At 46.2% G+C, this 22,032-nt stretch carries 21 protein-coding genes; 17 read left to right on the top strand and 4 right to left on the bottom strand.

Annotated features, from left to right (window positions below; all coding sequences use genetic code 11):
- Positions 1 to 69: 69 nt before the first annotated feature.
- From RO21_RS04710 to purT, 4 genes are all read left to right on the top strand, one after another.
- Entirely contained in the window at positions 70 to 813 is a 744-nt protein-coding gene (locus RO21_RS04710) for a DNA cytosine methyltransferase (RefSeq protein WP_053067709.1), read from the top strand.
- Between the two features lie 331 nt (positions 814 to 1,144).
- Positions 1,145 to 1,276: a hypothetical protein gene (locus tag RO21_RS13635; protein WP_277619729.1), complete on the top strand. Its 132-nt coding sequence runs from the start codon at positions 1,145 to 1,147 to the stop codon at positions 1,274 to 1,276.
- 144 nt (positions 1,277 to 1,420) lie between these two features.
- Positions 1,421 to 2,728, top strand: coding sequence for a glutamyl-tRNA reductase (gene hemA / locus RO21_RS04705; protein ID WP_047976635.1), 1,308 nt, complete (start codon positions 1,421 to 1,423; stop codon positions 2,726 to 2,728).
- Between the two features lie 172 nt (positions 2,729 to 2,900).
- Entirely contained in the window at positions 2,901 to 4,082 is a 1,182-nt protein-coding gene (purT, locus tag RO21_RS04700) for a formate-dependent phosphoribosylglycinamide formyltransferase (protein WP_047976634.1), read from the top strand.
- Positions 4,083 to 4,118: 36 nt separating this feature from the next.
- Here the strand turns inward: purT and hrpA are convergent, their stop codons facing one another.
- Together hrpA and trmJ are read right to left on the bottom strand one after the other, a co-directional pair.
- Entirely contained in the window at positions 4,119 to 8,057 is a 3,939-nt protein-coding gene (gene hrpA, locus RO21_RS04695; RefSeq protein ID WP_047976633.1) for an ATP-dependent RNA helicase HrpA, read from the bottom strand.
- A 55-nt stretch (positions 8,058 to 8,112) separates the two neighbouring features.
- Complete coding sequence (trmJ, locus tag RO21_RS04690) at positions 8,113 to 8,844, bottom strand: tRNA (cytosine(32)/uridine(32)-2'-O)-methyltransferase TrmJ (protein ID WP_047976645.1); 732 nt, start codon at positions 8,842 to 8,844, stop codon at positions 8,113 to 8,115.
- A 121-nt stretch (positions 8,845 to 8,965) separates the two neighbouring features.
- On the opposite strand from trmJ, the gene RO21_RS04685 reads away from it, so the two are divergent.
- The 13 genes from RO21_RS04685 (at position 8,966) to RO21_RS04625 (ending at position 20,655) form a co-directional block, all read left to right on the top strand.
- Positions 8,966 to 10,003 (top strand): ABC transporter substrate-binding protein, encoded by a 1,038-nt coding sequence (locus RO21_RS04685; protein WP_047976632.1) that lies wholly within the window; start codon positions 8,966 to 8,968, stop codon positions 10,001 to 10,003.
- A 177-nt stretch (positions 10,004 to 10,180) separates the two neighbouring features.
- Positions 10,181 to 10,942, top strand: a complete 762-nt coding sequence (gene agaR, locus RO21_RS04680; protein ID WP_047976631.1) for a transcriptional repressor AgaR — start codon at positions 10,181 to 10,183, stop codon at positions 10,940 to 10,942.
- Positions 10,943 to 10,990: 48 nt separating this feature from the next.
- Entirely contained in the window at positions 10,991 to 12,127 is a 1,137-nt protein-coding gene (locus RO21_RS04675; RefSeq protein ID WP_047976630.1) for an SIS domain-containing protein, read from the top strand.
- An 11-nt stretch (positions 12,128 to 12,138) separates the two neighbouring features.
- On the top strand, positions 12,139 to 12,612 hold the full coding sequence (locus RO21_RS04670) for a PTS sugar transporter subunit IIB (RefSeq protein WP_047976629.1): 474 nt from the start codon (positions 12,139 to 12,141) through the stop codon (positions 12,610 to 12,612).
- 13 nt (positions 12,613 to 12,625) lie between these two features.
- Positions 12,626 to 13,516: a PTS mannose/fructose/sorbose/N-acetylgalactosamine transporter subunit IIC gene (locus RO21_RS04665; RefSeq protein WP_047976628.1), complete on the top strand. Its 891-nt coding sequence runs from the start codon at positions 12,626 to 12,628 to the stop codon at positions 13,514 to 13,516.
- Complete coding sequence (locus tag RO21_RS04660) at positions 13,503 to 14,339, top strand: PTS system mannose/fructose/sorbose family transporter subunit IID (protein ID WP_047976627.1); 837 nt, start codon at positions 13,503 to 13,505, stop codon at positions 14,337 to 14,339. The genes RO21_RS04665 and RO21_RS04660 overlap by 14 nt, the downstream gene beginning before the upstream one ends.
- A gap of 68 nt (positions 14,340 to 14,407) precedes the next feature.
- Positions 14,408 to 15,001 carry an HAD family hydrolase gene (locus tag RO21_RS04655; RefSeq protein ID WP_053067708.1) on the top strand — a complete coding sequence of 198 codons (594 nt, stop codon included), beginning with the start codon at positions 14,408 to 14,410 and terminating at the stop codon, positions 14,999 to 15,001.
- A 13-nt stretch (positions 15,002 to 15,014) separates the two neighbouring features.
- Positions 15,015 to 16,811, top strand: a complete 1,797-nt coding sequence (locus RO21_RS04650) for a glycoside hydrolase family 35 protein (RefSeq protein ID WP_047976626.1) — start codon at positions 15,015 to 15,017, stop codon at positions 16,809 to 16,811.
- 10 nt (positions 16,812 to 16,821) lie between these two features.
- Complete coding sequence (locus RO21_RS04645) at positions 16,822 to 17,202, top strand: PTS sugar transporter subunit IIA (protein ID WP_047976625.1); 381 nt, start codon at positions 16,822 to 16,824, stop codon at positions 17,200 to 17,202.
- Positions 17,203 to 17,212: 10 nt separating this feature from the next.
- The gene (locus tag RO21_RS04640) at positions 17,213 to 18,151 is read left to right on the top strand and encodes a tagatose 1,6-diphosphate aldolase (RefSeq protein WP_047976624.1); all 939 of its coding nucleotides are present in this window, start codon (positions 17,213 to 17,215) and stop codon (positions 18,149 to 18,151) included.
- A gap of 81 nt (positions 18,152 to 18,232) precedes the next feature.
- Positions 18,233 to 18,682, top strand: a complete 450-nt coding sequence (locus RO21_RS04635; protein WP_053067707.1) for a hypothetical protein — start codon at positions 18,233 to 18,235, stop codon at positions 18,680 to 18,682.
- Positions 18,683 to 19,038: 356 nt separating this feature from the next.
- Positions 19,039 to 20,301, top strand: coding sequence for a serine hydroxymethyltransferase (gene glyA / locus RO21_RS04630; protein WP_047976623.1), 1,263 nt, complete (start codon positions 19,039 to 19,041; stop codon positions 20,299 to 20,301).
- Between the two features lie 84 nt (positions 20,302 to 20,385).
- Positions 20,386 to 20,655 carry a DUF1294 domain-containing protein gene (locus RO21_RS04625; protein WP_047976622.1) on the top strand — a complete coding sequence of 90 codons (270 nt, stop codon included), beginning with the start codon at positions 20,386 to 20,388 and terminating at the stop codon, positions 20,653 to 20,655.
- A gap of 253 nt (positions 20,656 to 20,908) precedes the next feature.
- On the opposite strand, the gene RO21_RS04620 is transcribed toward RO21_RS04625, so the two are convergent.
- Positions 20,909 to 21,304, bottom strand: a complete 396-nt coding sequence (locus RO21_RS04620; RefSeq protein WP_047976621.1) for a ClpXP protease specificity-enhancing factor — start codon at positions 21,302 to 21,304, stop codon at positions 20,909 to 20,911.
- Positions 21,304 to 21,945, bottom strand: coding sequence for a glutathione S-transferase N-terminal domain-containing protein (locus RO21_RS04615; RefSeq protein ID WP_047976620.1), 642 nt, complete (start codon positions 21,943 to 21,945; stop codon positions 21,304 to 21,306). The genes RO21_RS04620 and RO21_RS04615 overlap by 1 nt, the downstream gene beginning before the upstream one ends.
- Between the last annotated feature and the right edge of the window lie 87 nt (positions 21,946 to 22,032).

Here is a 22,032-nt window from a genome sequence, read left to right as displayed (position 1 = left end):
AATGAATCTTATCGATTTAAACATCGTAATTAAGAAATAATAAAAGTGGAACACTTTTAAAGGATCTTTGTGGTTCAATTTTGGAAGATCATTGACAGCGGAAATGGTTGTTATACACAAGCCGCCCGTTTCTTTCCGAATATCGAAATCTACCCGATAGGGCTAGATATTGAGCGGAAAAATCACCATTTTTTATCTTTGAATTTAGCGGACTACGGTCGGCTATTTGGGGATAAAACCTTGTTTAATACCTTGGATAGACTGCCAAAACCCGATGTGATATTAGCCAGTCCGCCGTGTGAAAGTTTTAGTGTAGCAAGCGCTATGTGGGGCGGAAATGCGTGTTGGAAACAGGAAAATCCGAAAGGATCAAGATTTGTCATTCGCAATAAGCGTGACTACGAAAAACCACAAGTCAAGCGGGTAATGTTTCGCTATGAAAAATCCTTTTTTAATCGGATTAACGGCGAACTTTGCACCTATAACACGATTGAAATTATCAAGCGTTATCAGCCCAAAGTTTACGTGATTGAAAACCCCTATGCCAGCCGGATATGGTCTTATATTGAAGACGTGTTAGGATTTGATATACCTTTTGAGAACCGCACTTACTATGGTAATTACAATTACCCTGTCAAAAAACCAACAAAATTCAAGAGTAATATCGACTTAGGCTTAAAATATGAGCATTACTACGCTGGGGTGAGGATTAACCATATTCTCAAAACGTATAATGCAAGATCGAATATTCCTTTGGATTTACTAAGGGAGATGTATCAGAGGATTATTGCGTGGTTGGAGGAAAGAAACTAAGCTTACTTAGTTTAGACAGTTTATTCATAGAACTAGCCCTGTAACAAGGGCTTTTTGTAAGTTATAGTTTAATATAAATATACACTTGTTTTTTTTGTGGGTGTTTTTGTGTGTAATTATTTTTTATCAAATTAAATGTCTTTAAATATCAGTGGTTTAAGTTTTATATTTTAGGTGGGACACGCCTCCATTAACCTGTCTAATTAATTTTAAAGAAATATAAAAAGCTAGTCTTTTCAAGACTCTTCTGTAAAATTCAATTCTAACTAACTCTAATAAAATCTAGTAATATCTAAATTTTTTAGCAGGTATATTTGGAAGGTGCTTGGAGATGGCGAAAATTATTAAACCTTTAACGGTAACCGAAGTGAATAACAATAAACATGATCGTGGTAATGTTTCCACTTATCATCAGGGGTATTTCTTAGCTTTGGTTGCCTCTGTTTCATGGTTTAGAACGTGAGCTTGAATTACTTAGAAAACGACAAAACTAAGAACTTGAAATAAATGGTTATCAATGAGACCTATCAAGACAATTATTTGCACCCATTTCGTAGATTGATTAAAATGTTGCCCTTTTATCAGACCTGTTCATCTGTGGGGAAGAATGACCATTTTAGCACTTGGCATCAATCATAAAACGGCATCGGTCGGTTTGCGTGAAAAAGTCGCATTTGTCGAGGCGAAACGTCGGCAAGCCTTTGAGCAAATCACGCAACATCAATTAGCCGAGAGTGTGGTCATTTTATCCACCTGTAACCGTACCGAGCTTTATTTTCATCAGCCCGATGTGCCGCCGCAGGAAGATCACCCCGATAATTTAGCCTGGCGGGAGCAGTGCTTTCAATGGTTTGCTGAGATCCATCAGCTCGATCAAACCGAACTGCGTCAATGCCTCTATTTCAAACAAAATATGGCGGCGGCGCAGCATTTAATGCGAGTGGCTTGCGGGCTGGATTCTTTGATTTTGGGCGAGCCGCAAATTTTGGGGCAGGTAAAGCAAGCCTATCAAGACAGCGAGCAGTTTTATCACGCCCACGGCAAAAGCATTTCGACTAACCTTTCCCGTCTATTTCAAAAAACTTTCTCAACAGCAAAACGGGTACGCTCGGAAACGGAAATCGGCAGCAGTGCGGTATCCGTTGCTTATGCCGCTTGCGGTTTGGCTCGACAAATTTTCGACAATTTCCATAATTTACGCTTTTTGTTGGTCGGGGCAGGTGAAACGATTGAATTGGTGGCACGCTATTTAATTCAACACGGTGCAAAAAATATAATGGTTGCCAACCGCACGCACATTCGGGCGGAAATGTTGGCGGAACAGCTCGGCGTGCCGATGCAGATTTTGTCGCTTAGTGCCTTGCAGTTAGGCTTAAACCAAGCGGACGTGGTAATCAGCTCAACGGGCAGCCCTGATCTGTTAATTAGCAAAGAGATGGTTGAAATCGCTCAAAAGCAACGCCGATTCGACCCGATGTTGTTGATTGATATTGCCGTTCCCCGTGATATTGATGAAAAAGCCGGTGAGTTAGACAGTGTGTATGCTTACAGTGTGGACGACTTGCAAAATATCATTCAGCAAAATCTTGCCCAACGTCAGCAAGCCGCCGAGAATGCGGAAAAAATCGTGTTGGAAGAGTGTCAGGATTTCTTTACTTGGCTGAAGCAGCAGCAATCGAGCAATCTGATTAAACATTATCGCCATACCGCCGAAAGCATTCGGCTTGAGCTGCTTGAAAAAGCGTTACACGCTCTACAACAGGGGCAAGAGGGCGAAAAGGTGCTGAACGAGCTGAGTTATAAATTAACCAACCAGCTATTGCACGCCCCGACCCAAGCGTTACAAGCAATGGCAAAAGCCGGTAATGTAAAAGGGCTGCAAAGTTTCTCCCACGCATTAAAATTAGAAGAGTAGCACTGCAAGCGGTCGGTTTAATCCAAAAATTTGCAATAAGGTAAACGGGCACTATTACGATAACATTGCACATTTCAAGCCTGTTATCGATGATATGGACAAAATTTCCGTTGGTACAATGCTATAATGCGAAAGTTCTCAATATTTTATTCACTGTGAAAAAGGATACCAAATGACGACATTAGGCACAGCCCTCACCCCGAAAGCGACCAAAGTGATGATGCTCGGTTCGGGCGAATTAGGCAAAGAAGTAGTGATTGAATTACAACGTTTAGGCGTTGAAGTGATCGCCGTGGATCGCTATGAAAATGCGCCGGCACAGCACGTGGCACACCGAGCCTATACGATTTCAATGCTAGACGGCAACGCCTTGCGAACGTTGGTCGAGCAGGAAAAGCCGGATTTTATCGTGCCGGAAGTGGAAGCGATCGCTACCGATACATTGGTTGAGCTTGAGCAAGAAGGCTATCAGGTTATTCCGACCGCTAAAGCGACTAAATTGACGATGAACCGTGAAGGGATTCGCCGCCTTGCCGCTGAAGAATTAGGCTTAAAAACCTCGCCGTATCGCTTTGTTGATAATGTTGCCGAGTTTGAACAGGCAGTGGCGGAAATCGGTATGCCTTGCGTGGTGAAGCCGATAATGTCCTCCTCCGGACACGGTCAGAGCGTGATTAAATCTGCTGCCGATATTCAAAAAGCGTGGGAATATGCCCAAGAGGGTGGGCGAGCCGGCGGTGGTCGGGTGATTGTCGAAGGGTTTGTCAAATTTGATTATGAAATTTCACTGCTCACAGTACGTCATATCCACGGCACATCATTTCTTGCACCGATCGGGCATACCCAAATTGACGGCGATTATCGGGAGTCGTGGCAGCCGCAGGCAATGTCGGAAACAGCCTTGAAAAACGCACAAGCGGTGGCGGAAAAGATCACTTCTGCATTGGGCGGACGAGGCATTTTCGGGGTAGAACTGTTTATTTGTGGTGATGAGGTGATTTTTAATGAAGTTTCGCCACGCCCGCACGATACCGGAATGGTAACGCTAATTTCGCAGGAATTATCCGAATTTGCCTTGCACGCGCGGGCGATTTTGGGCTTGCCGATTCCGTCTATCGATCTGATTAGCCCGTCCGCTTCCAAAGCCATTGTCGTTGAGGGAAAATCGACCCAAGTCAGCTTTGGTAATCTTACCGAAGTCTTGGCAGAACCGCACACCAATATCCGTTTATTTGGTAAAGGTGAGGTGAACGGACACCGCCGTTTAGGCGTGATATTAGCTCGGGACGAAAATGTGGAAAATGCCCTTGAAAAAGCCAGACGGGCTTATGCAAAACTTGAGGTGGATTTATAATGTTTAAGGGACGCTTAGTGCGTCCCTTTTTCTTTTCTAATTAATCTCCCCAATCGCATTCATAATCCGTTTATCGGAAATCGGGTATTTTGTGCCGAGTTGTTGGGCGAAGAGGCTGACCCGCAATTCTTCGATCATATAGCGGATTTCAAGAGCTTCGTTTGGGATCGGCTTGGCTTTCGGCAATTTTGCTAACAAGGTTTGATAGGCATTTTGTACCTGTTCCACCCGCAACATTTTGGCACGATCGCTGTTGCTATCAATCACTAATTTATCTAGCCGTTTGTCGATAGCGGTCAGATAGCGGTGTAAATCTGCAAGGCGGGCGTAGCCGGTTTTGGTGACGAAATCGGGGTAAATTAAGCCGTTGAGCTGGGCTTTAATATCCGATAATGCAAACGCCATTGTAAAGTCTAATTTGCCTTTCAGCCGTTTGTTGAGCTCGTAAGCTAAGGTCAGATTTTTCTCAACTTGTTTGGCGATTTCAACCGTTGTGTCGTTCAGATTTGCCCGTACGAACGCTTGCAATTGTTGAAATGCCTCTTCCGTCCAGACAAAACCGCCAAATTCCTCGATTAACTTATCCACTGCACAGGCGATGCAGTCGTCAATCAATTCCAGCACCTTGCCGAAGGGGGCGAAGTACAGCCCTAATTTCGCTTTATTCGGCAGTTTTTCGTGCAGATATTTGATGGGCGACGGTACGTTCAGCAGTAAGAGGCGGCGTAGCCCCGCTTGCATTGCGTTGGCTTGTTCAAATTCGGTTTCAAACAGGCGGATACCGACCGATTGTTGTTCGTCCACAATCGCCGGATAGGCTTTGACACTAAAATGGCGTTTTTTCTGTTCGTAACATTGCGGCAGGTCGGCGAAACTCCATAGATGCAAGCCGCTTTGTTCAATACCGTCATCGGCGATATTGGATAGGCTGTTTTGTACCTCATCTTTCAGATTGAATTTCAGTTCATCTAAGTTTTCGCTTTCGGCGAGGGGGTTATTATTGTCATCAAGTACCCGAAAGCGTAGGCGTAAGTGGGGTGGCAGTTGGTTGAGATCCCACTGTTCAGGCTCAACCAATACGCCGGTCATTCTACGCAGTTCGTGGCTTAAACTGGTGAGCAATGGCTGTTTGAACGGTTCGACACGCGCCAAAAATGCCTCGGCATAATTGGGGGCCGGCACAAAATTGCGTCTAAGCGATTTCGGCAATGATTTAATCAGGGCAATCACTAATTCTTGGCGTAGCCCCGGTATTTGCCAATCAAACCCGTCCGGTTCAACTTGGTTGAGCAGCGGCAGCGGAATATGCACAGTAACGCCGTCAGCTTGCGAGCCGATGTCAAATTGATAACTGAGTTTGAATTTAAGTGTGCCTTGATGCCAGAAATTCGGGAAATCCAGCTCGCTGACTTTGCCGGCGTTATCGTTGATTAAGAAGGATTTTTCAAAATTGAGCAGATCGGGATCCTGTTTTGCCGCTTTTTTCCACCAGCTATCAAAATGCTTAGCAGACACCACATCAGTGCCGATGCGTTGATCGTAAAACTCGAACAGCACCTGCTCATCAACCAAAATATCACGGCGGCGGGATTTATGTTCAAGGTTCTCTACTTCCTTGATCAAGCGGTGGTTTTCCTTGAAAAATTTGTAATGATTATGCCATTCGCCCTCGACTAATGCCGAGCGGATAAAAATCTCACGGCTCACCACCGGATCGATCGCGCCGTAGTTTTTCGGGCGGTTTTGCACAATCGGAATGCCATAGAGGGAGACTTTTTCGTATGCCATTACCGCTCCTTTGGATTTCGCCCAATGGGGCTCGCTGTAACTGCTTTTGGTGAGATGCGTTGCCAGCGGCTCAACCCATTCCGGCTCAATGCGGGCGACCATTCGTCCCCACAGTTTTGTGGTTTCGACCAGCTCGGCGGCTATCACCCATTTTGGCTGCTTTTTGAACAGTACAGAGTTAGGGAACAGATAAAAATGGGCGTTTCTTGCGCCTAAATAGTGGGCTTTTTCGTTATCTTTCAAGCCGATATGGGAGAGCAGCCCGCTTAATAAAGCAGTATGAATTTGCAGATAGGTTGCTGGTTCGCTGTTGATCGGCAAGCCCATTTCCCGTACCGCAAGGCGAAGTTGGTGATAAATATCCTGCCACTCCCGCACCCGTAGATAGTTGAGATAATCTTTTTGGCACAAGCGGCGGAACTGGTTTTTGCTCAACGCTTTTTGCTGGGTTTGAATAAACTGCCACAAATTCACAAATGCGAGGAAATCCGATTCTTTATCGGCAAAGCGGCGGTGTTTATCGTCCGCCGATTGCTGTTTTTCCTGCGGGCGTTCTCGCGGATCTTGAATGGAGAGTGCCGAGACAATCATCATTATTTCGTGCAAACTGCCGTTTTGGCTGGCTGCTACCACCATTCGGGCAAGGCGGGGATCAATCGGCAGCCGTGAAAGCTGGCGACCAATCTCGGTGAGTTTATAACGCCCCCGCTCGCCTGCGGTGCTGTGTGCGGATTTAGTTGTGGCATAGGTGATCGCTTGCAGCTCTTCAAGTAATTTGATCCCGTCTTGAATATGGCGGTGATCGGGCGCATCGACAAACGGGAAAGAGGCGATGTCGGTTAAACCGAGGGCGGTCATCTGCAAAATGACGGAGGCTAAATTGGTGCGTAAAATCTCCGGATCGGTAAATTCAGGGCGACCGTTAAAATCTTCCTCACTGTAAAGGCGGATACAGATCCCCGCCGATGTCCGCCCGCAGCGCCCTTTACGCTGGTTGGCGGAGGCTTGCGAAATCGGTTCAATCGGCAAGCGTTGCACTTTGGTGCGGTAACTATAACGGGAGATACGAGCCGTGCCGGTGTCGATCACATATTTGATATTTGGAATGGTCAGGGAGGTTTCCGCCACATTGGTGGCTAAAATAATCCGATTTAGCCCACCGCTTGGCTGAAAAATTCGTTGTTGCTCGGCAGCGGATAAACGGGCGTACAGAGGCAGAATGTTCGTGGCTCGCAGATTGTGTTTTTGCAGTGCGTCAGCGGTATCTCGGATTTCCCGCTCGCCGCTCATAAAAATCAGAATATCGCCGCGTCCTTCCGCTTGCAATTCGTCCACCGCATTTAAAATGCCTTGTAGCTGATCTTGATCCGCTTCTTCGATAATCGGGCGGTAACGCACCTCGACCGGAAAGGTTCTGCCGGACACTTCAATGATCGGCGCATTGCCGAAATGGCGGGAAAAGCGTTCCACATCAATGGTGGCGGAGGTGATGATAACCTTTAAATCGGGGCGTTTCGGCAAAATTTGTTTGAGGTAGCCGAGAATGAAATCGTTGTTCAAACTGCGCTCGTGGGCTTCGTCAATAATGAGCGTATCATATTGATTTAAAAAGCGATCGTGCTGAATTTCGGCGAGTAAAATTCCGTCCGTCATCAATTTCACCAAGCTGTTTTCACCCACTTGATCGTTAAAGCGCACTTTATAGCCAACGGTTTCCCCCAGCTCCGACCCCAATTCTTCGGCAAGGCGGGTGGCGACCGAGCGAGCGGCAAGGCGGCGGGGCTGGGTATGCCCGATCAAGCCTTTGACGCCTCGCCCTAATTCCAAGCACATTTTGGGTAGCTGGGTGGTTTTGCCCGAACCGGTTTCGCCGGCGATGACCACCACCTGATGGGCTTCAATCAGGTTAAGAATATCGTCTCGGCGTTCGGACACTGGTAAATCGGGGTAGTCGATGTCAAGTTGGGTGAGATGTTGGTGGCGGCGCTCGTAACGGGCTTGGCAAGTGCTGAGATCCGTTTCAATTTCGGCAAACACCGCTTGGCGTGCGGAGGGATTTTTGATTTGGCTTAGGCCTTTAATCCGCCCGAATAAACGGCGGGCGTCAGCAATAGTGGTCTGTTTAAGTTGCTCAATCAAGGCTTTTTGATCCGCTGCAAGCGGTGAGTTAGACGGTTTTTTTTGCATAGTTAAATATATAAATCTGATCGCTTAATTTTAGACTGATGTTGATGAATGTCGGTTAATGACGGGGCTTTTCAAGCTGTTTTTCGACGGCGGTGAGCATTCCCCGTAATAAATTCAGTTCGTTGGTTTCCAGCTTCGCCCGTTGATAGAGACGGCGAAGTTTTGGCATTACGGCATCGTTACGGATAAAACCGAGTGCGGTATAGAGCCGTTCGGTATGGTTGAAAAAATGCGTCAATGCCTCTTGGTTAGGGTAGTCTGCAAGCGGTGAGTTTTGCGGCATTTCTTGCAATGCCAACCACGCCATTCTCACTTCATAGCAGACGATTTGCACTGCCATAGCCAAATTGAGCGAGCCGTAATCGGCATTAGTCGGAATGTGAAGGTGATACTGACATTTCAGTAATTCGGCATTGGTTAGCCCGACCCGCTCCCGTCCGAACACAAGGGCGACTTTGCCCTGTGAGGCGTGCTGCACCGCCGTTTCGCCGCATTGACGGGGTTCTAGCAGGCTATTTTGCAGATGACGCAGCCGTGCGCTCGTGCCGATAACGAGCTGACAATCGGCAATGGCTTGTTCAAAGCTGGAGAAGCGTTCGGCACTCTCCAGCACCGATGTTGCGCCGGCAGCAAGAGCGACGGCTTGCTCATCGAGTAAATCCGTGCGTTCGCTGACGAGGCGTAAATTCGTTAATCCCATTGTTTTCATTGCACGGGCAGCCGATCCGACATTGCCGCTGTGGGAGGGTTCGACCAAAATAATCTGAATTTGATGAAGAGGAGACATACCGATTAAATCAATTAACACATTTTGCGTTATTTTAGCACGAAATGACCGCTTGTCTGCTTTGCAAACGTTTGCTTGAATGCTAGACTTTGACCTCATTTTATTTTCAGGAAGTCAAACAATGAAGCAGATCACATTCAAATCCTTATGGGCAAGTTTATGCCTCGCCTCGCCGCTTTTTTTCGCCCAATCTGCCCAAGCGGCAGGCAAATTAACCGTGTATTGCACCGTGCAAAATAATGTGTGTGAGGCGATGACGAAAAAATTTGCCCAACAATACAACGTGGAGACCCAATTTATCCACGGCGGCACAGGCACGATTTTAGGCAGAATTAAAGCGGAAAAAGACAATCCGCAGGCGGATATTTGGTATGGCGGTACGATCGAACCCCATTTCCAAGCAGGGCAGTTAGGGTTGTTGGAAGCTTACCGCTCGCCGAAACAGGCGGAAATCTTACCGCAGTTTAAGGCATTGATGGAGAGTGAAAAAGGGCAGTTTACCTCGATTGTCTATATGTTGGTGCTGGGATTTGGTGTGAACAGTGAAAAATTGCAAAAACTCGGTATTGATGCGCCGAAAAAATGGGCGGATTTGCTCGATCCCCGTTTGAAAGGCGAAGTGCAGTTGCCCGATCCCCGCAGCTCCGGTACAACCTATACGATTATGGCGACCTTAATTCAACTTTGGGGTGAAGATAAAGCCTTTGAATACCTAAAACAGCTAGATAAAAATGTGTCGCAATATGTGAAAAGTACGCTGGTAACCGCCAATCTCTCTCGCGGCGAAAGCACGGCAACGGTCGGGTTTGTGCACGGTTATGCGACCGAAAAAGAAAAAGGCGCACCGGTTGAAGCCGTTTTACCGCAAGATGGCGTAGGCTACGCGTTGGGCGGTGTGAGCTTAATTAAAGGCGGACGCAATTTAGATAACGCCAAGTTGTTTATGGATTGGGTGTTGTCGAAAGAGGCGCAGGAAATTCCGTGGCGTGAGTATGGCGTTTACCAAATTCCGACGAATGTGAATGCCGAAGTTGCGCGGCAATCGGTGAAATTGGACGGGGTAAAATTGGTCGAATTGGATTATGACCGTTTTGGCTCAAGCCAAGAAGGGAAACGGCTAGTGGATAAATGGCTATCGGAAGTGAAATTAGCCAAATAATATCCACAATATAACTCAGAGAGAAATCGGCTTAACCGCCGATTTTTCTTTTTTTAGTAAAATTATGTGATGTAGTTCTCATTTTTGAATGCTTTCGATTGTGTTTATTTTTAATCTATTTAAACTTGTTTCGAAAGCAATCGTAGTTTGTAGTGATTGTTTGAATGAGGAGAGAAAATGAGAAGCAGTGTCGAAAGACGTTCGGACATTTTAGCATTATTACAGCAAAAAGGGAGTTGTCGGGTTGAGGCGTTAGCCCAGCATTTTAACGTATCAAGCGTTACTATTAGAAACGATCTCAATAGCCTTGAACAACAAGGCTATATCACCCGCTCACACGGTTTTGCCGTATTAAATAACCGCTTAATTGCTGAACTTTCGATAGCAGATAAACGGACTCATTACCCGGAAGTAAAACAGCGGATCGGGAAGCGTGCCGCCGCACTGCTCAACGCAAATGAAAGCGTGATTTTCGATTCCGGCACAACAACGAAAGCAATCGTAAGCTATTTAGGTGATCTGCCCTTAACGGTGCTGACTAACGGCTTAGATATTGCAATGGCGTTGGTGGCTTGCCCGAATGTGGAAATCCGAATGACCGGTGGCGTGTTACGCAAAAATGCGATGTCGTTTTCGGGGATAATGGCAGACAACAATTTGCGTCATTACCGTTTTGATAAAGTGTTTCTTGGGGTGGACGGCTTTGATCTTCACAAAGGCATTACCACCTTTAATGAGCAAGAGGCACATCTTAATCGGTTAATGTGCGAGGCGGCGGAACAGGTGATTGTGGTGGCGGACGCCAGCAAGTTTGGGCAATATAGCCGATTTATCATCTGCCAAGCCGACCAAATTGATGTCCTTATCAGTGATGATAGATTGCCAATGCACTACCGCACCCAGTTGGAAAATGCCGGCGTAACGGTGCTACTCGCTTAGATTGATTTTCTTTCCTTATCATCTGAAACGATTTATAAGGAAAGTACGATGATTTTAACCCTTCCTGAACAGACTTTAACCAAACAAAATGCCTATTGGACGGCAAAGGAAATTGCACAGCAGCCAGCAACGTGGCGGGAAACGGCAGCACAAGTTGCCCAATCCGATTTAGTTGAACGTCTTGCACCGCTGGTAGCGCGAGCAAAACGTGGCGAGTTGCGGATTATTTTCACCGGCGCAGGCACTTCGGCATTTATTGGCGAGGTGGTTGCCCCGATTTTAAGCGAAACCCTCGGCTGCGTGGTGGAAGCTATTGCCAGTACCGATTTAGTCTCCAATCCTTACCAATATTTATTTGCCGATAAACCGACATTGCTCGTCTCTTTTGCCCGTTCCGGCAACAGCCCGGAAAGCATTGGCGCGGTTGAACGAGTTGATGAGATCGTCAAAGAGGCTTATCACCTTGCGATCACCAATAACCAACAGGGCGCATTATTTGCAAAATGTCGGCAGAATCCGACCGCTTACGCCTTCGCATTAGCCGAATCCACCCACGATAAAGGATTTGCGATGACCTCCAGTGCCAGCAATATGATGTTGGCGGCGTTATTGCTACTCGCACCGCAACGTTTTGATCAGGCGTGGGCGGAACAATGTTGTCAAGTTACCGAAACCTTGCTCACACAGGATTTGGAAACCGTTCGTCAATGGGCGCATCAGCCGGCACAACGGGTGGTGTATTTGGGAAGCGGGCATTTTCAAGGTTTAGCACGGGAGTGTGCTTTGAAATTGTTGGAGCTGACCGCCGGCGAGCGTTTAGGCTTTTTTGAATCGACAATGGGCTTTCGCCACGGACCGAAATCCTTGGTGCAGCAGGATACCGTGATTTTTATCTTCTCGTCCCAACACCCTTATACCCGCCAATACGACCGTGATCTTTACCACGAATTGGTGCGGGATAACAAAGCCAAACAGATCGTACTATTAGGCGAGACAAGCGGTGCGTTACAGACTGAATTTTGCAAACTGGACGATACCGGCTGCCTGTTCCCTTATCTTGTGATCGGGCAGCTATATGCCTTTTACACTTCATTACACCTTGGCTATACCACCGATAACCCTTGCCCGAGCGGTGAGGTAAACCGTGTGGTACAAGGGGTAACCCTCTATTCTTACCAACCATAAAGGAGGTCTCTATGGCAATTTTAAATGTGCGGATTGATGCTCGCTTAATCCACGGGCAAGTGGCAAATCTGTGGACATCCTATCTCGACATCACCCGCATTATGGTGGTGGACGAGATCGCCGCCAATAATGATATTGATAAGGCGGGACTGCGTTTAGCCTGCCCTGCCGGCGTGAAATTGAGCGTGCTGACGCCCGAAAAAGCCGCCACTAATATCAACGAGGGGCGGTATGACTCCCAGCGGGTACTGCTGGTTACCCGTAACCCGCAAACGATTTGGCAACTGCTGACACTCGGCGTGGATCTGCCCGAAGTAAATGCGGGCAATATGCCGAAAACCGAGCAAACCCGCCAGCTGCGCAAAACCGTACACGCAACGGACGAGGATATTACCGTCTTCAAACAAATTGCGGCAAAAGGGGTACGCCTGACCGCTCAACTTGTGCCGAATGAAGAAAAAATTGACCTAACCACACTGTTATAGAGGAGAACATAAGATGATTGAATGGTGGCAAATTCTGTTGATCACGCTTTATGCGTTCTATCAGATCTTAGATGAAATAACCATTGTATCCAGTGCCGGTTCGCCCGTATTTGCCGGCTTTATCACCGGATTGATTATGGGCGATCTGACCACCGGCTTGTTGATCGGCGGTTCAATGCAATTAACCGTACTCGGTGTCGGCACGTTTGGCGGTGCATCCCGTATTGATGCCAACTCCGGTACGGTCATTGCCACGGCATTTTCGGTGGCGGTCGGAATGGATCCGCAACTCGCTTTAACCTCGCTTGCTGTGCCGATTGCGGCACTAATGGTTTATACGGATATTTTAGCCAGAATGTCGAACGTCTTTTTCGCACACCGCATTGACCAAAATATCCAAAATCACGCTTATCGGGCGATCACAGTGAACTATTTATTGGGAGCGGTGGCGTGGGGGCTTTCCCGTGCCTTGCCGATTTTCCTTGCCCTTGTGTTTGGCGGGCCTTTCGTACAAAGCCTTGCCGATGCGATGCAAACGGGCTTCCTAAAAGTGATTGCAGACGGTTTAACCTTGGCAGGCGGCGTGCTACCGGCACTCGGTTTTGCGATCTTATTACGTTATTTACCGACCAAACGCCATATCGCCTATTTGATCTTGAGTTTCTCGCTCACGGCGATTTTCATCACGCTCTTCGGTAATGTTGCGGCAATCGGTAATGCGTTAGACGGATTGTTACCAAACTCCCTCGGTCGTGCCTATAACGGCGTGCCGATGTTGGCAATGGCGGCGATTGGCGTGGCTTTTGCCTATATGGTTTATCAACGCAGTGTCGAAGGCGGCAATGCCCCTGCAACCTCAACAACCCAGTCTGCGAAAGGAGAAATTGAAGATGACGAACTCTAATCAACGTGTCGGCAACCCGAAAAATTACCAATTAACCGAAGCCGACTTCCGCCAAATCAATATCCGTAACTTATTTTTCAACCAACTCGGCTGGAACTACGAACGTATGCAAGGCTCAGGCTATCTTTGGATTATTTTACCGCAGCTACGCAAAATGTACGGCGACAATAGCCCGGAATTGCAAAAAATGATGGTAATGCACAGCCAGTTTTTCAATACTAGCCCGTTTTTCAACACCATTGTCAAAGGGATTGACCTCGCTCTTGAAGAAAAGCAAGGGGAAAAATCCATTGAAGCGGTGGCGGGGATCAAATCAGGGCTGATGGGGCCGTTTGCAGCTATTGGTGATGCGATCTTCGGCTCGCTTGTGCCTGCCATTATGGGAGCAATCGCCGCCACAATGGCAATGAACGGCAATCCGCTTGGAGTAGGGCTATGGGTGATGGTTGCAATTGCTACAATGATATTTCGTTGGGTGCAACTCAAAATAGCCTATCGTGAAGGGGTAAATTTGGTTACGCACTTAGGGCATAAACTCAATGCGCTCACCAATGCGGCAACGGTGCTGGGCGTGTTTGTGGTCGGGGTAATGTGCGCAATGATGGTGAATGTTACCGTACCGTTTACAGCGACCATCGGCGAAAAAGTGGTCTCGGCACAGGCAAATCTTGACTTGATTTTGCCGAGATTAGTGCCTGCGTTGGTGGTGGCTTTCATTTATTGGCTGATTGGCAGACCGAAAATGAACTCCAATAAAGCCATAATGATCATCATCGCCTTGTGTATCTTGCTCTCGTGGGCAGGCTTATTGGCGAAAGGCTAATTATCTCAAGCGGTCGGATTTGTTTGTTTTCTTGCAAAACCGACCGCTTGCATAGTGGGAGTATGTTGATGAAAACACTTTATATTTTTGATTTTGACGGCACTTTAGCAGACACGCTGCCCCTTGCGTTTATGTGCTTTCGAGAAACATTTCTGAAGTTTAATAATGAATTGCTATCCAATGCACAGATTGAAACACTTTTTGGCGGTTCGGAGCAGAGCATTATTCACCAACAAGTGAAAGGTGATCAGCAGACGAAGCAGCAGGCAATTCGATTTTTCTATCAACTTTATCAAGCCAATCACGCCCTTTATGCGCACTGCCCGATACATATCAGACAGTTATTGGCACGCCTCAAGCAACAGGGCAAAACCTTAGCGATTTTTACTGGCAAAGGCAGAGAAAGCCTTAACTATTCTTTAGCGGCATTTGAGCTACATTCTTATTTTGATTTTACCGTATGCGATGATGATATCGCTCATTCTAAACCCGCACCGGACGGGCTTTTGCATATATTGCAAAAAAGCGATTGCGATGCGACTCAAGCCATTTATTTTGGCGATAGCCCTGCCGATGTGATAGCCGGTGAACGAGCCAATATCGACACCGTACAGGTAAATTGGATAACGCAACCGGAACAGGTTTTAACCTATATTAAGTGATAGTGGGGGATTTATGCCGTTTCAAATCGGACAGTCGGATTTTTTGCTGCACGGCAAACCGTTCAAAATAATGTCAGGGGCGGTGCATTATTTTCGCATTGTGCCGGAATATTGGTATCGCACCTTATTTAACCTGAAAGCGATGGGGTGTAACACGGTGGAAACCTATGTGCCGTGGAATTTACACCAGCCGCAGCCTGACCGATTTTATTTCGACAAGCGGGCGGATCTGGTCAAATTTTTACAAACCGCCCAAGATCTCGGCTTATATGTGATTTTGCGCCCTAGCCCTTACATTTGTGCCGAATGGGAATTTGGCGGCTTGCCCGCGTGGTTGCTCAATATCCCGAATATCCGATTACGTCAATCCTGCCCGATCTTTCTTGAACAAGTCTCGCACTATTTTGCCGGTCTGTTGCCGCTTGTTGCCCCTTACCAAATCACCCGTGGCGGTCATATTTTGATGATGCAGATCGAAAACGAATACGGCTCGTTCTGTAATGATAAAGACTATTTGCGGGCGATCGCCGTGTTAATGCGGCAAAACGGGATTGATGTGCCGCTCTTTACGTCGGACGGTGCGTGGCAAGATGCTCTAGACGCTGGTACGTTGATTGAAGATAACATTCTGCCGACCGGCAATTTTGGCTCTCGTTCCGCTGAAAATCTAGCGGAATTACAGCGTTATTCCGCACGGCACGGCAAATCGTTTCCGCTAATGTGTATGGAATTTTGGGACGGTTGGTTTAACCGTTGGCTCGAACCGATGATTAGCCGTGATCCGCAGGAGCTGGCAACCTGTGTTGAGGCTCTGCTCAAACGGGCGAGTATCAATTTTTATATGTTTCAAGGCGGCACGAATTTTGGTTTTATGAACGGCTGCTCGGTGCGGGGCGATACCGATTTACCGCAAGTTACCTCTTATGACTATGACGCACCGATGCGGGAATGGGGCGAGCCGAGCGAAAAATATTTTTTATTACAGCAGATTATCACAAACTACCCTGATGCCAGCCCGATCCGACCGCCGATTTTGCCTAGCCTGACGGCCTACCCCGACGTGCCGTTAGCCAATGAAGTGTCGCTGTTTAACTGCTTAGATCAAGTTGCCGATCGGCAGGATTTTCCCTATCCGCAAACAATGGAACAACTCGGTATGCCTTATGGCTATCTGCTTTACCGTGCAACGCCTAGCAGTGCAAGCGGTGAGATTAGGCTTAGAATTTACCAAGGGCGTGATCGGATTCAGATTTTCAATCAGCAGCAAAAAGTCGCCACCCAGTATCAACACGAAATCGGCAGTGAAGTGATGCTCAAGACACCAAACGATCATTTTCAGTTGGATTTGTTGGTTGAAAATCAGGGTCGGGTCAATTACGGCGGCAAACTGCAAGCCCCAACGCAACGAAAAGGCATTACCGGCGGGGTAATGCTCGATCTGCATTTTCACACCCAATGGCAGCATTATCCCCTTGATTTTGAACGACTTGATCGGCTGGATTTTAGCGGCAAAGCCGATCCGAATACCCCTTCGTTTTACCAATTTTGGTTAGAGATTGACGGCGAACCGCAGGATACCTTTATTGATACGCAAAATTTGGGTAAAGGCGTGATTGTGGTGAATGGCGAAAACCTTGGGCGCTATTGGTCGGTTGGGCCGACTTGCTATTTGTATCTGCCTGCGCCGCTGCTCAAATCGGGGCGTAACCAAATTATTGTGTTTGAAACCGAAGGCGTTCGCCCTAGCTATTTACGCTTTAGCGATCGCCCGATTTACCAACCCTTAACCACAGAAAAGATCTTAAACTAAAGGAGCGACTATGAATTTAATACTTATCAGCCACGGTGAGTTTGCCGAGGGGCTGCTTGATACTGCCGAAATGATTTTAGGCAAAATCGACAAGGTGCAAACAGTGTGCCTTTATCCCCACGAAGGCACGGAGGATTTCCGGCAAAAATTTGAGCAGGCACTTGCACGAACAGACGGTGAAACGGTGGTACTGTGCGACATTATCGGCGGTACGCCTTGCAATGTGGCAATGCGTTATCTCGATCGTATCTCATTATTTAGCGGAATGAATTTGCCAATGGTGATCAGTGTGGTAAGCGAAGGCACTGCGGATCTACTCGAAAATGCACGCTCGCAAATTTACGATGTGGCGGCACAACTCAAAAAAATTCAAACGGACGAAGATGAATAGGAGGCATAAAATGACTAAACAAGATTATCTCAAACGGCTCTGTACCCCTGAAGGTATTATTGCGGCATTAGCGATTGATCAGCGAGGGGCGTTAAAACGAATGATGGGCGAGACGATTTCCGCTGCCCAGATCAGCGAATTTAAAAGCCTCATCTCACACTCATTAACCCCCTATGCCTCGTCCATTTTGCTTGATCCGGAATTTGGTTGGCAGGCGGCAACACAACGTGCGCAGCAGTGCGGCTTAATTATGGCGTACGAAAAAACCGGTTATGATAAAAGCGTGGCGGGGCGTTATCCGGATTTGATTGACGATGTGTCCGTTTACCGACTGAAAGAGCAGGGAGCTGAGGCGGTTAAGTTATTGATTTATTTTGATATTGATGCACCGAAAGCCGTGAATGATCGCAAAGCCGCTTTTGTAGAACGGGTTGCCAGTGAGTGCAATGCCGAGCAGCTACCACTTTTCCTTGAAATTCTGACCTATGACGGTGAGGTGGAAGATAAACGTGAACTTGCTCAAAGTAAGCCCCGCAAAGTGATTGAGGCTATGAAATTTTTTGCCGATAAACGTTTTGGCGTTGATGTATTGAAAGTAGAAGTACCGGTGGTAATGCAATATGTCGAAGGGTTTAGCGATGATGTATTATACAACCAAAGCGAAGCTCAAGCCTATTTTAAAGCACAAAGTGAAGCCACCGCGCTCCCTTTCATTTTCTTGAGCGCCGGCGTATCGGCAGAATTGTTCCAACAAACACTAGAATTTGCCCACGCCGCCGGCAGCCGGTTTAACGGTGTATTATGCGGGAGGGCGACTTGGGCAGACGGCGCAACCTGTTACAAAACGCAAGGTGTGAGTGCCGCACAACAATGGCTGGCGACACAGGGCGTGCAAAATATCCGTGAGTTGCTTGCCGTCCTCAAACGCACAGCGACACCGTTAAAATAGCCTTGTACAAGCGGTCGATTTGTCGTGGTTTTTTGCAAAATAGCGATTAAAACCGACCGCTTGTGTAATATGGGGGAGAGAATGAAAGCCATCATTTTCATATTAACCGCAATCTTTGTCTCTATGTGTGGGTTTATATTGCACGTTGCGATAGTGGAGTGGCTCGATCCCTATCTTCAAAGTCAGCTAAGCGATATTCAAACCGTACCGTCTTGGGAGGTGAAATATTTAGCCGCTTTGACCAGTATTGAAACCGGCATAGGAATGACATTCTTATATCTGTTATTAAAGCAGACTTTATCGGGGCGAAGTGTGCTAGTAAGAGGCACAATAATGGCAGTGATTGAATTAGCCATAATGGGGCGGTTAATTCGCCAGCCGTTAATGGATTATGCCATTGGCAATCCGCTCTATATTGCGATATTACAGAATATGAGTAGTTGGATAGTGTGGTGGGTAATGGGCCTTGCGACTACATTAGTGTATGATTTTCTATTCGCCAAATACATTGCCAATAAAATTACTAACTAATTTATAAAAATGAAGATAACCCCTAGTTTGGTTACACTATTTTATCGAAAAATCTATAAGATTATTTGTTACTACTTGACCCTGTAAGCTGAGGGCGTTTTTGATGGAAAATAGGGCTTAGGAATGTTATTGGGGCATCTTATTATTTTTTTATGATTTACTTCACATTTTAAAGACTTCGGACATTGTCGATATAATAGGATAGATTTTTACGTAAAGTAATAATTGAATATTAGTAAACAAATTCATGCAGTGTAGTTTAAATTTTTGCAAAAAACACTACCGGACTTGTAAAAAACTGCGTAAAATGGCAGAGTTTTTTATTACGCAAACGATTACTTATAGGAGAATCCGCAATGTTAAGACGTGATATGAATATCGCAGATTACGATCCCGTATTATGGCAAGCTATTCAGGACGAAAACCGCCGTCAGGAAGAGCATATTGAGCTTATCGCTTCAGAAAACTATGCCAGCCCGCGTGTAATGGAAGCACAGGGATCTCAATTTACGAACAAATATGCGGAAGGCTATCCGGGCAAGCGTTATTACGGTGGTTGTGAATATGCCGATATTGTTGAGCAGCTTGCTATTGATCGTGCAAAAGAATTATTCGGTGCGGACTACGCTAATGTGCAGCCTCATTCGGGATCACAGGCAAATGCAGCCGTCTATATGGCGTTATTAGAGCCGGGCGATACTATTTTAGGAATGAGTCTTGCTCACGGTGGTCATTTAACTCACGGTGCATCCGTGAGCTTCTCCGGCAAAATTTATAAAGCGGCGCAATACGGTATTACCGACGAGGGTTTGATTGATTATGATGCCTTGCGTAAACAAGCCCAAGAAGTGAAGCCAAAAATGATTGTGGGCGGTTTTTCAGCCTATTCGCAAGTGGTAGATTGGGCAAAAATGCGTGAAATTGCCGATGAAGTCGGGGCGTATTTGTTTGTCGATATGGCACACGTTGCCGGTTTAATTGCGGCGGGCGTGTATCCAAGCCCGATTTCCTACGCACACGTTGTAACCACTACAACGCATAAAACGTTGGCAGGTCCCCGTGGCGGTTTGATTTTATCCGCAGCGAAAGATGAAGAACTGTATAAGAAATTACAAAGTGCCGTTTTCCCGGCAGGACAGGGCGGGCCTTTGGTACACGTGATGGCGGCGAAAGCGGTTTGCTTTAAAGAGGCGTTAGAGCCGGAATATAAAACCTACCAAGCGCAAGTCGTAAAAAATGCTAAGGCAATGGTTGAAGTCTTTAAACAACGTGGTTTTGATGTTGTGTCAAACGGCACGGAAAACCATTTATTCTTGGTTAATCTGGTCTCAAAAGGTTTAACGGGTAAAGCGGCGGATGCGGCTTTAGGGCGTGCGAACATTACGGTTAATAAAAATGCAGTGCCAAATGATCCGCAAAAACCGTTTGTCACATCGGGCATTCGTGTCGGTACACCGGCAGTAACTCGCCGTGGCTTTAAAGAAGCTGATGTTGTTGAATTGGCAGGCTGGATGTGCGATGTATTAGACAGTATCGGCAAGGATAACGAAGCTGTTGTAATTGAAGCGACAAAAGCCAAAGTATTAGCAATTTGCCAACGTTTGCCGGTTTATCCATAGTGATTTGCGACTGCAAGCGGTCTGTTTAGACTGATTTTTTGTAAACCCCGATTTACTCGGGGTTTCTTTTTTTAGGGAAAATGAATGTTAATTTTTGTGTGTGGCTATTTGTTAGGGATAAACCTGCTTGGTCTTTATTTAATGTATGCTGATAAGCAGAAATTTCTGAACAAGCATTGGCGTATTCCAGAATCAAATTTATTGTTTATTTGTGCCTGTGGCGGATTTATCGGGATCTATCTTGGAATGAAATATATTAGGCATAAGACGAAGCACTGGCAGTTTCATTTTGCGGTGATTACCTCAGTGCTAGGTTGGCTAGGTTTGGCTATATTTTACGTTTATTTGCAGTAAGCTGTTCGGTTTGTTCAAGCTAAAAAAAAGCCCACAATCAAAAAGCGAGAGTGGGCGGAGGTCTTACCTAAAAGGAAATGAAAAAAACTTGCTACTTTAAATTAAGCATCTAGCGTCTTATCAGACTGGCGTTTACGCATAAAGTTCAAATGGAGTGAAAAAATTTTTATATTTTTTGAAAAAAATTTCTTTTTGGAAATTTTAGACATTTCTTAAACATAAAAAAGCCTATCAGGTGTGATAGGCTAACGGGCTATTTAACTAATTTAAGACGACCACTGCGTTTTTTCGGCTCTTTTATTGAGGTGGCAACTGAACGGGAAGCTGCCTCTTGGTAGTAAGATTCGTCTTGGAACATTACCCCGTCGCCACTTTCCTGGGCGTAGATCGCTTCGGCTGCCCCAAACGGAATATAAATTTGGCGGAGCATTCCGTTAAAGCGGGCTTCAAAGCTAATATAGTCGTCATTTACCACATATTGCCCGATAGAGCGAGGAGAGATATTTAGAATGATCTTTCCATCTCGAATATACTCTTGCGGTACGTCAACATCAGGGTAGTCCGCATTGACAAGCAAGTAAGGGGTATTATCGTTATCAATAATCCATTGGTAATAAGCGTGATAAAGATAGGGGCGTAAAGGTTTCATTAGTCTTTGTCGTCCATTAAGTGTGTCGGAGCGCTGCCGCCGACAGATTGTTTGAAGCTATCCCGATTGAATACACGATTCATATAGGTTTTAACCGCTTTGCTGCCTGCACCGGTAAATTCAACGCCTAAATTGTGCAACTTCCAAAGTAACGGAGCAACGTAACAATCGACCAAGCTGAAATCATCACTTAGGAAGTAGTCTTTATCGGCAAAAACAGGGCCAAGAGATAAAATTTCTTCTCGCAGTTGGTTAAGGGCTTTTTTGGCTTCAGCAGTGGTCGGATCTCGGTCAATAAGATCAATTAAAGTGAACCAATCATTTTGAATGCGGTGCATATTTAGGCGACACTGGGCTCTCAAAACCGGATAAACAGGCATTAGCGGTGGGTGAGGGAATCGCTCGTCCAAATATTCCATAATAATGCGTGCATTAGTGAGAATTAAATCGCGATCTACAAGCGTTGGAATAGTGCCACGTGGATTCACTTCCATTAAATCTTCGGAAATTACATCGGGTAAAATATTTTCAATTTCATACGCAACCCCCTTTTCGGCTAATACAATGCGGACTTGATGGCTATAAATATCGTTTTTAGAAGCAAAAAGTGTTGGTACGGAACGTTTATTTGCGCTCGTCATTGAGATCTCCCTGATTGAAATTACATCGGCTGAATTGGTTAATTTTACCATACCTTATTCCACGAATAACAGTGTTATTTTAGTGCA

Origin of the sequence: Muribacter muris (assembly GCF_001038205.1) — a bacterium.
In the GTDB taxonomy this organism is placed as follows: domain Bacteria; phylum Pseudomonadota; class Gammaproteobacteria; order Enterobacterales; family Pasteurellaceae; genus Muribacter; species Muribacter muris.
Note: the sequence above shows the minus strand (reverse complement) of the source record. Positions and strands in the feature narration are given on the sequence as shown.

Excerpts from the sequence above, each read along its gene's own strand:
- RO21_RS04650 (WP_047976626.1), top strand. The coding sequence starts at position 15,015 with ATGCCGTTTCAAATCGGACAGTCGGATTTTTTGCTGCACGGCAAACCG.
- hrpA (WP_047976633.1), bottom strand. The coding sequence starts at position 8,057 with ATGCAAAAAAAACCGTCTAACTCACCGCTTGCAGCGGATCAAAAAGCC.
- glyA (WP_047976623.1), top strand. The coding sequence starts at position 19,039 with ATGTTAAGACGTGATATGAATATCGCAGATTACGATCCCGTATTATGG.
- RO21_RS04640 (WP_047976624.1), top strand. The coding sequence starts at position 17,213 with ATGACTAAACAAGATTATCTCAAACGGCTCTGTACCCCTGAAGGTATT.
- RO21_RS04660 (WP_047976627.1), top strand. The coding sequence starts at position 13,503 with ATGACGAACTCTAATCAACGTGTCGGCAACCCGAAAAATTACCAATTA.
- RO21_RS04645 (WP_047976625.1), top strand. The coding sequence starts at position 16,822 with ATGAATTTAATACTTATCAGCCACGGTGAGTTTGCCGAGGGGCTGCTT.
- RO21_RS04685 (WP_047976632.1), top strand. The coding sequence starts at position 8,966 with ATGAAGCAGATCACATTCAAATCCTTATGGGCAAGTTTATGCCTCGCC.
- hemA (WP_047976635.1), top strand. The coding sequence starts at position 1,421 with ATGACCATTTTAGCACTTGGCATCAATCATAAAACGGCATCGGTCGGT.
- RO21_RS04615 (WP_047976620.1), bottom strand. The coding sequence starts at position 21,945 with ATGACGAGCGCAAATAAACGTTCCGTACCAACACTTTTTGCTTCTAAA.
- RO21_RS04665 (WP_047976628.1), top strand. The coding sequence starts at position 12,626 with ATGATTGAATGGTGGCAAATTCTGTTGATCACGCTTTATGCGTTCTAT.
- RO21_RS04670 (WP_047976629.1), top strand. The coding sequence starts at position 12,139 with ATGGCAATTTTAAATGTGCGGATTGATGCTCGCTTAATCCACGGGCAA.
- RO21_RS04655 (WP_053067708.1), top strand. The coding sequence starts at position 14,408 with ATGAAAACACTTTATATTTTTGATTTTGACGGCACTTTAGCAGACACG.
- RO21_RS04620 (WP_047976621.1), bottom strand. The coding sequence starts at position 21,304 with ATGAAACCTTTACGCCCCTATCTTTATCACGCTTATTACCAATGGATT.
- RO21_RS04675 (WP_047976630.1), top strand. The coding sequence starts at position 10,991 with ATGATTTTAACCCTTCCTGAACAGACTTTAACCAAACAAAATGCCTAT.
- RO21_RS04635 (WP_053067707.1), top strand. The coding sequence starts at position 18,233 with ATGAAAGCCATCATTTTCATATTAACCGCAATCTTTGTCTCTATGTGT.
- agaR (WP_047976631.1), top strand. The coding sequence starts at position 10,181 with ATGAGAAGCAGTGTCGAAAGACGTTCGGACATTTTAGCATTATTACAG.
- RO21_RS13635 (WP_277619729.1), top strand. The coding sequence starts at position 1,145 with ATGGCGAAAATTATTAAACCTTTAACGGTAACCGAAGTGAATAACAAT.
- RO21_RS04625 (WP_047976622.1), top strand. The coding sequence starts at position 20,386 with ATGTTAATTTTTGTGTGTGGCTATTTGTTAGGGATAAACCTGCTTGGT.
- trmJ (WP_047976645.1), bottom strand. The coding sequence starts at position 8,844 with ATGTCTCCTCTTCATCAAATTCAGATTATTTTGGTCGAACCCTCCCAC.
- purT (WP_047976634.1), top strand. The coding sequence starts at position 2,901 with ATGACGACATTAGGCACAGCCCTCACCCCGAAAGCGACCAAAGTGATG.